General features: G+C 63.8%; 10 protein-coding genes. 4 read left to right on the top strand and 6 right to left on the bottom strand.

Annotated elements, in window-relative coordinates:
• Positions 1-27: 27 nt before the first annotated feature.
• Both aceA and F3J43_RS02080 read right to left on the bottom strand, forming a co-directional pair.
• Positions 28-1,353 carry an isocitrate lyase gene (aceA, locus tag F3J43_RS02085; protein WP_166883154.1) on the bottom strand — a complete coding sequence of 442 codons (1,326 nt, stop codon included), beginning with the start codon at positions 1,351-1,353 and terminating at the stop codon, positions 28-30.
• 493 nt (positions 1,354-1,846) lie between these two features.
• On the bottom strand, positions 1,847-2,611 hold the full coding sequence (locus F3J43_RS02080) for a secretin GspD/PilQ domain-containing protein (RefSeq protein ID WP_205297574.1): 765 nt from the start codon (positions 2,609-2,611) through the stop codon (positions 1,847-1,849).
• A gap of 193 nt (positions 2,612-2,804) precedes the next feature.
• Between F3J43_RS02080 and F3J43_RS02075 the strand changes: the two genes are divergently transcribed.
• Positions 2,805-4,247: a SulP family inorganic anion transporter gene (locus F3J43_RS02075; protein WP_166883153.1), complete on the top strand. Its 1,443-nt coding sequence runs from the start codon at positions 2,805-2,807 to the stop codon at positions 4,245-4,247.
• A 366-nt stretch (positions 4,248-4,613) separates the two neighbouring features.
• On the opposite strand, the gene fusA is transcribed toward F3J43_RS02075, so the two are convergent.
• Both fusA and F3J43_RS02065 read right to left on the bottom strand, forming a co-directional pair.
• Complete coding sequence (fusA, locus tag F3J43_RS02070; protein ID WP_166883152.1) at positions 4,614-6,725, bottom strand: elongation factor G; 2,112 nt, start codon at positions 6,723-6,725, stop codon at positions 4,614-4,616.
• A gap of 68 nt (positions 6,726-6,793) precedes the next feature.
• The gene (locus F3J43_RS02065) at positions 6,794-7,222 is read right to left on the bottom strand and encodes a hypothetical protein (protein WP_166883151.1); all 429 of its coding nucleotides are present in this window, start codon (positions 7,220-7,222) and stop codon (positions 6,794-6,796) included.
• Positions 7,223-7,482: 260 nt separating this feature from the next.
• On the opposite strand from F3J43_RS02065, the gene F3J43_RS02060 reads away from it, so the two are divergent.
• Positions 7,483-7,785 (top strand): hypothetical protein, encoded by a 303-nt coding sequence (locus tag F3J43_RS02060; RefSeq protein WP_166883150.1) that lies wholly within the window; start codon positions 7,483-7,485, stop codon positions 7,783-7,785.
• A gap of 3 nt (positions 7,786-7,788) precedes the next feature.
• Here F3J43_RS02060 and F3J43_RS02055 read toward each other — a convergent pair whose 3' ends face one another.
• Both F3J43_RS02055 and gcvA read right to left on the bottom strand, forming a co-directional pair.
• Positions 7,789-9,039: a 2-aminoadipate transaminase gene (locus tag F3J43_RS02055; protein ID WP_166883149.1), complete on the bottom strand. Its 1,251-nt coding sequence runs from the start codon at positions 9,037-9,039 to the stop codon at positions 7,789-7,791.
• 160 nt (positions 9,040-9,199) lie between these two features.
• Positions 9,200-10,096, bottom strand: a complete 897-nt coding sequence (gene gcvA / locus F3J43_RS02050; RefSeq protein WP_166883148.1) for a transcriptional regulator GcvA — start codon at positions 10,094-10,096, stop codon at positions 9,200-9,202.
• Between the two features lie 296 nt (positions 10,097-10,392).
• On the opposite strand from gcvA, the gene F3J43_RS02045 reads away from it, so the two are divergent.
• Complete coding sequence (locus F3J43_RS02045) at positions 10,393-11,772, top strand: amino acid permease (RefSeq protein WP_502706594.1); 1,380 nt, start codon at positions 10,393-10,395, stop codon at positions 11,770-11,772.
• Positions 11,773-11,896: 124 nt separating this feature from the next.
• Positions 11,897-12,394, top strand: coding sequence for a PaaI family thioesterase (locus F3J43_RS02040; protein ID WP_166883146.1), 498 nt, complete (start codon positions 11,897-11,899; stop codon positions 12,392-12,394).
• Positions 12,395-12,652: the final 258 nt, after the last annotated feature.

Here is a 12,652-nt window from a genome sequence, read left to right as displayed (position 1 = left end):
CGGGCCTTGTTCAGCAGCTCACTGGACTCAGTGGAACTGTTCTTCCTCGGTCGAGCCGGTCAGTGCGGTTACCGACGAGGCGCCACCCTGGATCACGGTGGTCATGTCGTCGAAGTAGCCGGTGCCGACTTCCTGCTGGTGCGCCACGAAGGTGTAGCCCTTGTTGGCGTCGGCGAACTCCTGCTCCTGCAGCTTGACGTAGGCGGTCATGTCGTTGCGGGCGTAGTCGTGCGCCAGGTTGAACATGCCGTGCCACATGTTGTGGATGCCGGCCAGGGTGATGAACTGGTGCTTGTAACCCATGGCCGACAGTTCGCGCTGGAACTTGGCGATGGTGGCGTCGTCCAGGTTCTTCTTCCAGTTGAAGGACGGCGAGCAGTTGTAGGACAGGATCTGGTCCGGGTATTCCTTCTTGATTGCCTCGGCGAAGCGACGGGCTTCGTCCAGGTCCGGCTTGGCGGTTTCGCACCAGATCAGGTCGGCGTACGGTGCATAGGCCAGGCCACGGGCGATGGCCTGGTCGAGGCCGGCACGTACCTTGTAGAAGCCTTCGCGGGTGCGCTCGCCGATCACGAACGGCTGGTCGTACGGGTCGCAGTCGCTGGTCAGCAGGTCAGCGGCGTTGGCGTCGGTACGGGCCAGGATGATGGTCGGGACGCCCGATACGTCGGCAGCCAGGCGCGCGGCCACCAGTTTCTGTACTGCTTCCTGGGTCGGTACCAGTACCTTGCCGCCCATGTGGCCGCATTTCTTCACCGAGGCCAGTTGGTCTTCGAAGTGCACGCCGGCGGCACCTGCCTCGATCATGTTCTTCATCAGTTCGTAGGCGTTCAGTACGCCACCGAAACCGGCTTCGGCGTCAGCCACGATTGGCGCGAAGTAGTCGATGTAGCCTTCGTCGCCTGGGTTCTTGCCGGCTTTCCACTGGATCTGGTCGGCGCGGCGGAACGAGTTGTTGATGCGCTTGACCACGGTCGGTACCGAGTCGACCGGGTACAGCGACTGGTCAGGGTACATGGATTCGGCCGAGTTATTGTCGGCGGCCACCTGCCAGCCCGACAGGTAGATGGCCTGGATGCCGGCCTTGACCTGCTGCACGGCCTGGCCACCGGTCAGGGCGCCCATGCAGTTGACGAAATCTTTTTCTGGGCGGAAGGACGGGTGGGCACCTTCGGTGACCAGCTTCCACAGTTTCTCTGCACCCAGGCGGGCCAGGGTGTGCTCCGGCTGCAGGGAGCCACGCAGGCGAACGACATCAGCGGCGGTGTAGGTACGGGTCACGCCTTTCCAGCGCGGGTTCTCGGCCCAGTCTTTCTCGAGGGCTGCAATTTGCTGTTCGCGTGTCAGTGCCATGGAAATAAACCTCGTCGCATCGATCTTGAATGTAATTGTGCTGATGCTCGGAATCGCGGATCGGAGGGCCGGGGCGGCTGTCCATTCGCAAGGAGTGCGGCGGCGAACGGGGAAGTGTGCAGGGGGAAGGGGGCAGGTCAGGCGAGGGTGTGCCCTGCAGGTCGGCTCGTGGTTGCCTTGCTGCTGTGCGACGCGATTGCCAGAACTGCGGTGATGCGCTTCCGTCCCTCGGGACAACTTCTTCGTTGCAGTCGCAATCCCGTCGAACCGCCTTGTGGGCCGTATGGACACGAGGCGCCTCCACGGTGGGAGGAGCGCGCCTCGAAGACCCTTGCCAGGGCCTCTGATTAGCGGGAGCGAGGCCATCATGCCCTTGCCGAAAAGAGCCTGTCAAACGTTTTGTAGTGATTTTTTTGGTCTACTACATCCTTGGTCTAATGCGACTTGCCGGTCAGTTTCAAGGCCTCTGGTCGAGGCCTTGATTTGCCTGGTATCAGTCGAGAAGGTCGACTTTGACGCGCAAGGTCATGTTTTCACCGCGCTGGGTGCTGTAGGTCAGGGTCGACGCGCGGTTGTCGGCTTGGCTCTGCTGGTTGAACCCGGCCAGGGTGATCCACTCGCCGAGCTTGCCGGTGATGGTCGTGTCGGTGCTCTGCACTTTCACTACATCGGGACGTTCGTGACTCATTCGGTCGTTATTGGTGCTTATTTGCAGACGAACCGTATCTCCGCTCAGGCGTGGGGTGACGTAGAAACCCTGGGTGACATTGCGGTATTCGGTGTTGCTCTGGAGGCGTCCGTAGCCGTCGGTGGACGTGCTGGTGACTGGGATGCTCTGGCCGACCTGGATCAGCGCCGGCTGGCCTTCGCTGGCCTGCACTTGCTGCAGGCCGCCTTCGCGGTTGGCGGTGCCGTACTGGATGACTCGCGCGTTGCCGCGGTTGTCCTGGAAGTTGCTGTCGCTGTTGTCGACGCTGATCAGCATGCGCTTGGGGGCGGTGTCGAGTTGCTGCAGCAGGGCGCGCAGGTCGTCGATGCGCGGCTGCGGAGCGTTGACGATCAGCTTGTCCTCGAAGGTGTTGACGCTGCCGTCCTTGCCGATGAACGACTGGGCGGCGGGCAGCAGTTCGGCGCTGCTGCGGTGCTGCAGCGCAATGACCTCGGTGGCGGCCTGGGCGCCGAGGCTGGCGGCGAGCAGCAGGGAGGCGATGATGGGGCGTAGCGGCATGTCCATGATCTCCGCGGGTGGAATGTTCATGATGGCAAATTTGTCAGCATCTTGCCGGGTATGGATCACAGCGGGGTGAATTAATGCGTGGTGGCTGCTGTCAGACAAATTCCGTAACATCGCGCCCCTCGATTTCAGGCTCACCCCCCTCGCTGCTCTATTGCGTGGGCGCGGGACAAACCCGCTCCCACGCGGTCGAGCCGGGGCTGTTTACAGGACCACCATGAAACCCGCTCGCCTACGTGCCGACCTGCTCGCCGGCCTCACGACCTCCTTCGCCCTGGTGCCCGAGTGCATTGCCTTCGCGCTGGTGGCGCATCTCAACCCTCTGATGGGGTTGTACGGTGCCTTCATCATCTGCACGCTCACTGCGCTGTTCGGTGGTCGTCCAGGCATGATTTCAGGCGCTGCCGGCTCGATGGCGGTGGTGATCGTCGCCCTGGTGGTGCAGCACGGCGCCCAGTACCTGCTGGCCACCGTTCTGCTCGGCGGGGTGGTGATGATCCTGTTTGGCGTGTTGCGCCTGGGCAAGTTGGTGCGCCTGGTGCCGTATCCGGTGATGCTCGGCTTCGTCAACGGCCTGGCCATCGTCATCGCCCTGGCCCAGCTGGAGCATTTCAAGGACGGCGAGCACTGGCTCAGTGGCGCGCCGCTGTACCTGATGATCGGCCTGGTGGCGCTGACCATGCTGGTGGTGTACGTGCTGCCGAAGCTGACCCGTGCGGTGCCACCGGCGCTGGTGGCGATCCTCGGCGTCGGCCTGCTGGTCTACCTGCTCGGCCTGCCGACCCGCACCCTCGGCGACATGGCGCATATTGCCGGTGGCTTGCCGACGCTGGCCCTGCCGGACATCCCGTGGAACCTCGAGACCCTGAAGATCATTGCGCCCTACGCGGTGCTGATGGCCATGGTCGGCTTGCTGGAAACACTACTGACCCTCAACCTCACCGACGAGATCACCGAGAGCCGTGGCTACCCGGACCGCGAATGCGTGGCCCTGGGGGCGGCCAACATGGTCTCGGGCCTGTGCGGTGGCATGGGGGGCTGCGCGATGATCGGCCAGACCGTGATCAACCTCAGTTCCAACGGACGAGGCCGGTTGTCGGGCGTGGTCGCGGGGGTGATGATCCTGCTGTTCGTGCTGTTCCTGTCGCCGCTGATCGAGCGCATTCCGCTGGCGGCGCTGGTGGGCGTGATGTTCGTGGTGGCCCAGCAGACGTTCGCCTGGGCCTCGTTGCGGGTGCTGCACAAGGTGCCGGCGAGCGATGTGCTGGCGATCGTCGCGGTGACCGTGGTCACGGTGTTCACCGACCTGGCCATGGCGGTGATGTTCGGCATCGTCATCGCCGCGGTGAACTTCGCCTGGCAGCATGCGCGGGAGCTGTATGCCGACAGCCATGAGGACGCGCAGGGGAGCAAGCACTACCAGGTGCATGGCACGCTGTTCTTCGCCTCGACCACGCCGTTTCTCAACCAGTTCGACCCGGCGGGCGATCCGGCCAGGGTCATCCTGGATTGCCGGCACCTGAGCGTTGTCGACTACTCGGCGATCGCGGCGTTGAAGACGTTGCGCGAGCGTTATGCCAAGGCTGGCAAGCAACTGCGCGTGGTGCACCTATCGGAGCGCTGCAAGAAGTTGCTGAGGCGGGCTGGCGAGCAGGACTGAGGTTCTTCATGGGCCGAGCCGGCTTCATCGCTGGCTGTCGCCAGCTCCCACAGGATGTCTATTGATCTGGCTTTATCGCTGGCTGTCGCCAGCTCCCACAGGATGTTTATTGACCTGGCTTCATCGCTGGCTGTCGCCAGCTCCCACAGGATGTTTATTGACCTGGCTTCATCGCTGGCTGTCGCCAGCTCCCACAGGATGTCTATTGACCTGGCTTCATCGCTGGCTGTCGCCAGCTCCCACAGAATGTCTATTGACCTGGCTTCATCGCTGGCTGCCACCAGCTCCTGCAGGGTTCTAGGTGACTTTGGGGGCAACATGGTCCTTGTGGGAGCTGGCGATAGCCAGCGATGAGGCCGGTACAGGTCATTCCCCGCGGTTCTTCTTCACGATGGCATCGGCAATGCTCGCCGGTGCCTCGGCGTAGCGGGTGAACTCCATCGAGAAACTGGCCCGGCCCTGGGTCATCGAGCGCATCGAGGTGGCGTAGCCGAACATCTCACCTAAAGGTACCTCTGCACGAATTGCCTTTCCTGCGGAAACATCTTCAGTGCCCTGTATCATTCCTCGGCGGCGATTCAAGTCGCCCATGATGTCCCCGAGAAAATCTTCCGGCGTCACCACCTCGACCTTCATCACCGGCTCCAGCAGCACCGCGCCGCCTTTCTGCGAGAGCTGCTTGGTGGCCATGGACGCGGCGATCTTGTAGGCCATCTCGTTGGAGTCGACGTCATGGTACGAGCCGTCGAACACCGCCGCCTTGAGGCTGATCAGCGGATAGCCGGCCAGCACGCCGTTCTTCATCTGCTCCTCGATGCCTTTCTGGATTGCCGGGATGTACTCGCGCGGCACCACGCCGCCGACGATCTCGTTGACGAAGGCCAGGCCCTCCTGGCCTTCGTCGCCCGGAGCGAAGCGGATCCAGCAGTGCCCGTACTGGCCGCGCCCGCCGGACTGGCGGACGAAGCGGCCTTCGATCTCGCAGGTGTTGCGGATCTTCTCGCGGTAGGCCACCTGCGGCTTGCCGATGTTGGCCTCGACGTTGAACTCGCGGCGCATGCGATCGACGATGATGTCCAGGTGCAGCTCGCCCATGCCGGAAATGATGGTCTGGCCGGTCTCCTCGTCGGTCTTGACCCGGAACGACGGGTCCTCCTGGGCCAGCTTGCCCAGGGCGATGCCCATCTTCTCCTGGTCGCCCTTGGTCTTCGGCTCGACCGCCACCGAGATCACCGGGTCGGGGAAGTCCATACGCTCGAGGATGATCGGCTTGTCCATGTCGCACAGGGTATCGCCGGTGGTGACATCCTTCATGCCGATCAGTGCGGCGATGTCGCCGGCGCACACGTCCTTGATCTCGGCGCGCTGGTTGGCGTGCATCTGCACCATGCGACCGATGCGTTCCTTCTTGCCCTTGACCGAGTTGAGCACGGCATTGCCGGAACTGAGCACGCCGGAGTACACCCGGGCGAAGGTCAGGGTGCCGACGAACGGGTCGGTGGCGATCTTGAAGGCCAGGGCCGAGAACGGCTCGTTGTCGTCGGCGTGACGCTCCAGGTGCTTCTCTTCGTCGTCCGGGTCGGTGCCTTTGATGGCGGGGATTTCCGAAGGCGCGGGGAGGTAGTCGATCACCGCGTCGAGCATCAGCGGCACGCCTTTGTTCTTGAACGATGAGCCGAGGATGGTGGGCACGATCTGGTTGGCGATGGTGCGCTGACGCAGGGCCGCCTTGATTTCTGCGATGCTCAGCTCCTCGCCGTCGAGGAATTTCATGGTCAGCTCGTCATTGGCTTCGGCGGCTGCTTCGACCAGGTGCGCGCGCCACTCGTCGGCGAGCGCCTGCAGTTCGGCCGGAATCTCTTCTTCGCGGTAGCTGGTGCCCTGGTCGGCGTCGTTCCAGTAGATGGCCTTCATCTTCACCAGGTCGATCTGGCCGATGAAGTGTTCCTCGCTGCCGATGGCCAGCTGGATCGGTACCGGGTGGTGGCCCAGGCGCTGGTCGATCTGCTTGACCACGCGCAGGAAGTCGGCACCCTGACGGTCCATCTTGTTGATGTAGGCCAGGCGCGGCACATGGTACTTGTTGGCCTGGCGCCACACCGTTTCCGATTGCGGCTCGACCCCGTCGGCGCCGCTGAACACCACCACCGCGCCATCGAGCACGCGCAACGAGCGTTCCACCTCGATGGTGAAGTCGACGTGGCCAGGGGTGTCGATGATATTGAAACGGTACTTGTGCTCGAACTGCTTGGTCGAGCCTTGCCAGAACGCCGTGGTCGCCGCCGAGGTGATGGTGATGCCGCGTTCCTGTTCCTGGGCCATCCAGTCCATGGTCGCGGCGCCGTCGTGGACCTCGCCCATCTTGTGGTTGACCCCGGTGTAGAACAGGATCCGCTCGGTGGTGGTGGTCTTGCCGGCATCCACGTGGGCGACGATACCGATGTTGCGGTACAGCTCGATGGGGGTCGTGCGGGCCATGGTCGGATCACCTGCGGGTGAGGATCCTCCCACGTTAGCAGAGCGGGAGAATCCTGCCGGGGCGTCCGTCAGTCGGCGAGCACCTGCAACTGCCAGTGGCCGTCGCTTTCGCGGGCCAGGCCGCTGGCCGGCAGCAGGGCCAGCAGGCGGCTGTGCAGGGCGGTCTCGGTGAACGACTTGAGGGTGGTCATGTCCAGCTGGCCGACGGTGACCAGGTCGCTCTTGGTGTAGGACAGCCAGGCCTTCTTCAGTGCCAGCAGCACATCGCTGCCCGCCGTGCCGGCGAAGCGACGGTGCAGGGTGCTGCCGTCCAGTTCGAACGTGTGGCGGTGGCTGTAGCCGCTCTCGTCGCCATTGCCCTCGACGCAGCGGTGGCAGCGGCAGGGGCCGTCGCCGAAAGCGTTGCGCAGGAAGCTGTTGAAGTCCACGACGGGCTTGAGGGTCAGGCGTTTGTCGACCTCGAACAGGTCGGCGATCAGGGGTTGTTCGGCGCTCACTCGGTATCCTCGCGTGGTGGGGCATGCATCGGCGGGCACCCTAACAGATCGGGGCATTCAGATCACCTTTTGCAGGCCCGCCCTCATCGCGGGGCAAGTCCGTTTCCACGCGACACGTGCAAGCCGTGCATGGGAGGGTGCATTGCTTGGGCGTTTTGCGTGGGAGCGGGCTTGTCCCACGATGCGTTCGCTAGAGACAACCACGACCGTCTGCCGTACCCTAGCGCCACTTTCCGCACCTTACCCCGAGGTAACCCCGCTTGAGCAGCAAGTACCCCTACACCGCCACCGTCACCGTCAGTTCAGAAGACCGTGGTGGTGATACCGAGGCTTCGGAAAACACCAACATGCGCGTGGGTCTCGAGGCGGTGACCGAAGTGCTGAAGAAGGTGCATTTCGTCGGCACCCTCGGTGCGCCGGAAAAGGGCGCCACGCACATCTGCGTCACGCTGGAGAACGGTCTGAGCTACTACGGCCCGATCGTCAACGGTCACGCCGAACTCGAAGGCGGCTGGATCGCCTTCGAGTGCGACATGCCCACCCCAGAAGAGCTGGGCCTGTAACCCTCAGTCCAGTTCCGCCAGGCACTGCTCGAGGATATCCAGCCCTTCCTCGAGTACCTCGGCCTCGATGGTCAGCGGTGCCAGCAGGCGAATGATGTGCCGCGCCTTGCCGCTGGGCATCAGCAGCAACCCGCGATCCCGCGCCGCTTGCAGGACCTTGGCCAGTGCCGCGGGCGCAGGGCTGCCGTCGCGGTTGAGCAGTTCCAGCCCGCGCATGGCGCCGACTCCGGTCAAGCGTCCGAGCGCGGTGCACAATCCCGAAGCCTTCCAGCGCGCGTAGCGTGCGACGATTGCCTGTTCCTGGCGTTCGCCCCAGTCGGCGAGGTGCTCGTCGGTCATCTGCGCCAGGCTGGCCAGTGCCGCCGCGCAGGCAATCGGGTTGCCCGAGTAGGTGCCGCCCAGCCCGCCCTTGGGCAGTGCATCCATGATCTCCCGGCGACCGACCACCGCGCCCAGCGGCATGCCACCGGCAAGGCTCTTGGCCAGTAGCAGCAGGTCGGGCTCGATGCCCAGGCGTGGGTAGGCGAAGCGCTGGCCGGTGCGGCCGAAACCGGACTGGATCTCGTCGATGATGATGAGGATCCCGTGTTCGTCGCAGAAGCGGCGCAGGGCCTGGGCAAAGGCCGGGTCGAGGGCGAGGAAGCCGCCTTCGCCCTGTACCGGCTCGAAGATGAACGCCGCTACATCCTCCACCGCCAGTTCGACGCTGAACAGGCGCTCCATGGCCTTGAGCGCCTGCTCGCAGGTGACGCCGGTGTCCGCGCTGGGGTAGGGCAGGTGATAGACCGGGCCGGGCAGTTCGCCCACGCGCTGTTTGTACGGCGCCACCTTGCCGTTGAGGTTGAGGGTGGCCAGGGTACGTCCATGGAAGCCGCCGTCGAAAGCGACGATGGCGCGTTTGCCGGTGCTGGCGCGCACAAGCTTGAGGGCGTTTTCCGCCGCTTCCGCGCCACTGTTGGTGAGCATGCCAGCCAGCGGGTAACTGACGGGAACGAACTGGCACAGGCGCGTCATCAGCTCCAGGTAGGGGCCATGGGGCGCGGCGTTGAAGGCGTAGTGGGTCAGGCGGGTGGCCTGCTGCTGGATCGCCGCGACCACGGCTGGGTTGCAATGGCCCAGGTTGAGCACACCGATGCCGCCGACGAAGTCGATATAGCGTTTGCCGTCGGTATCCCAGGCTTCGGCATTGCGGCCATGGGAAAGTGTGATCGGGTGAACGATGGCAATGGACTGGCTGATACTTTCCGGGTTCATCTGCAGGCGGCCTGTTGTTCGATTTGATGACTATCGAAGCGTGCCGCGGAGGCCTTGCGCAAACGAATTATTGGATTGCGATCATTCCTTGAATTCGTGAACTTTCGCGGGCAAGGCCGCTTTCCATGCAACACATGCGAGCATTGTCCCGCGCAGGTCTTCAGTCCGCCTGCGCCACCCGCTCGTGAATCCACTCGACGAATGCCCGCACCTTGGGCACTTCGGCGGCATGTTCGGCATGGGCCATGAAATGCCGGCCCTTGCTCTGCACCGGGTGATCCCAGGCCACCACCAGCTTGCCCTCGGCCAGTTCCTCGGCGACCAGGTAGCGCGGGATCAGGGCTATTCCGCAGCCGGAGATGGCCGCCCGGATGCACAGGTAGAACGTGTCGAAGCGCGGTCCGTGGTAGCTGTTCTGGCTATGCAGCCCCAGGCCAAGGAACCACTCGTGCCAGGCCTCCGGACGCGAGGCGCATTGCAGCAGGCGATGCTCGGCCAGTTCCCCGGCGCTGGCGAAGCGCCGTTGCTCCAGCAACTGTGGGGCGCACACCGGCACCACTTCCTCGCTGAACAGTTCGATACAGGTCGCCCCCGGCCAGGTGCCCTTGCCGAAGAAGAACGCGATATCGGCCTTGGCCTGCACCAGGTCGAACGGTTCCAGCTCGTTGCGTATGTCCAGGTGGATGCGCGGGTGGCGATCGCCGAAGCCCTTGAGCCTGGGCACCAGCCAGCGCGCGCCGAAGGTCGGCTGGGTGGCGATGCGCAGGACCTCGGTCTCGTCGCCGTAGCTGAGGATGTAGCGGCTGGAGATGTCGATCTGGGTGAGGATCTTGTTCACCTCGGCGAGGTACAGCGCGCCGGCCGGCGTCAGGTGCAGGCGCCGGCGAATGCGCTGGAACAGCGGGTGGGCGAGCATGTCTTCGAGCTGCGCCACCTGCTTGCTCACCGCGCTCTGGGTCAGGTGCAGCTCCTGTGCCGCACGCGTGAAGCTGAGGTGGCGGGCGGCTGCCTCGAAGCACTGCAGGGCGGTGGAGGAGGGCATCAGGCGCTTGGACATGACGAAGGGTTATCCCGCGAAAATGGAAGAAGTTCATTCTTTTGGAGAATGATGTGCTTCGAAAAGGTCGTTTGTTGACCCGCTCTAAATAAATTAATACTGACCTCGGTCAACGATGACAACCCGGTGCCCTGACAAACGCAAAGGACAACTTTTCAGGCACGCCACTGGGGTGCGGGAGTGGGCTCCCACAGGATCAAGAACAACAAGAACCAGCAGCAAAGACCTACAACAAATCTGCTCAGACTCATCGCCGCCCTTGCGACGATCGACCCACCCGAGGGTTCTCCATGGCATTGCCAGACAACAAGAAACAGCGTTCCCTGCAGCACGGCCTGACTTCGCGTCAGGTGTCGATGATCTCCATCGCCGGCATCATCGGCGCCGGCTTGTTCATCGGCTCCTCCAACGCCATCGCCACTGCCGGCCCGGCGATCCTGATCTCCTACGCCATGACCGGCCTGCTGGTGCTGCTGGTGATGCGCATGCTCGGCGAGATGGCCATCGCCAACCCCAACAGCGGCTCGTTCTCCACCTACGCCTCGGAGGCCATCGGCCCCTGGGCAGGCTTCACCATTGGCTGGCTGTACTGGTGGTTCTGGGTGCTGATCATTCCGGTCGAGGCCATCGCCGGCGCGGATATCCTCCACGCCTACTTCCCGGGTGTGCCGTCGTGGCTGTTCGCGTTCCTGATCATGGTCGTGCTGTCAGGCACCAACCTGGTCAGCGTGAAGAACTTCGGCGCCTTCGAGTACTGGTTCGCGCTGGTCAAGGTGGTGGCGATCATCGCCTTCATCGTGGTCTGCAGCCTGGCGGTGTTCGGTGCCTGGCCATTGGCCGAGGTGTCCGGCGTCAGCCGCCTGTGGGACAACGGGGGCTTCATGCCCAATGGCTTCGGCACCGTGCTGGGCGGCGTGCTGATCACCATCTTCTCGTTCTTCGGCGCCGAGATCGTCACCATCGCCGCCGACGAGACTGCCAACCCGAAGGAGAAGATCCGCCGCGCCACCAACCTGGTGGTGTACCGCATCGCCATCTTCTACCTGGCGTCGATCTTCCTGGTGGTGTCGCTGGTGGCCTGGAATGACCCGGGGCTCAAGGCGGTCGGTTCGTTCCAGCGGGTGCTGGAGGTGCTCAACGTGCCAGGCGCCAAGCTGCTGGTCGACCTGGTGGTGCTGGTGGCGGTCACCAGTTGCATGAACTCCGGGCTGTACACCGCTTCGCGCATGCTCTACTCGCTGGGCGCGCGCGGGCAGGCCCTGGGCATGACCCGGCGTATCTCCGGGGCTGGCGTGCCGACCGTGGCGGTCATCCTCTCGACCTTGGCCGGTTTCGCGGGTTGTTTCGTCAACTACGTGTTCCCTGGCAAGGTGTTCGGCTTCCTGTTGTCGACCACTGGCGCCATCGCGTTGCTGGTGTACCTGGTCATCGCCGTGTCGCAGTTGCGCATGCGTGCCCGTGCCGAGCGCGAAGGGCGCCCGCTGGAGCTGAAGATGTGGCTGTTCCCCTGGCTGACCTGGCTGGTGATCGGCACCATCGTCCTGGTGCTGGGCTACATGCTGTTCAGCGATGCCTACCGCTACGAGACCTTGATGACGGCCGGGGTGACGCTGTTCATCCTGCTGGTGTCGCTGACCCAGCGCGGTAATCGCCAGGGCCTGGCGCAGACGGCCTGAGTCGCGACCGTTGGCCGACCCGCGCCCATGAGCCGGTCATGGGCGCGTGCATTGGCGTCGGCCGGGCAGGGCGTTAACATCGGGCGCTGCTTCCTGTTCCAATTCCAACAAGCCAAGGACGCGTATGACCCTGCAATCCCCCTCCCTGCAAGCCCTGGCCGCCCCCGAAGGTGTCTGCTACGGCTGCGGCTGTTCCCACCCCAGCGGCCTGCACCTGCAGAGCCACTGGGACACCGATGGCATTCACCTGCTGTGCCGCCATGCCCCCGACGAAACCTTTACCGGCTGGCCGGGCCTGGTCTATGGCGGGTTGCTGGCGATGCTGGTGGACTGTCATTCGAACTGGACCGCGATGGCCTACCACTACCGGGCCGAAGGCCGCGAGGCAGGCAGCTTGCCGCGGATCGACTGTGTTACCGGCCAGCTCGGGCTGACTTACCTCAAACCCACGCCGATGGGCGTCGAGTTGCTGCTCAAGGCGCGGGTCGAAGGCGAGGTCGGGCGCAAGAGCCGGGTGATCTGCGAGGTCTGGGCCGGTGACGTGCTGACGGTACTCGCCGATTCGGTGTTCGTACGGGTCGACACCGAAAAACTCAAGCTCAAGGCCCATCAGCAGGGTTGATGCTTGCAACCACGCTTAGCCCCTGTTTCGGTCTGCCGTTACAGGGGAGCCACCTGATATTTTTGTCAGTAGACGCCTTTCCAGTCGAAATCCTACCGTCAGCAAGCGTCATTCCGACGTAATAGCGGCTCGGATTGGAGAAGGCATCATACCCAACGGAAATACCCTGCAAGACGCAAAACAGCCTACCCCTCTGGACACCAGCAAGTCACCGGCCAGTCTCGGAGGGGAGGGCGTGGTCGTTTGTTGAAAAACCTT

The sequence above is a fragment of the Pantoea sp. Cy-639 genome (genome assembly GCF_011752525.1).
Classification (GTDB): domain Bacteria; phylum Pseudomonadota; class Gammaproteobacteria; order Pseudomonadales; family Pseudomonadaceae; genus Aquipseudomonas.
Note: the sequence above shows the minus strand (reverse complement) of the source record. Positions and strands in the feature narration are given on the sequence as shown.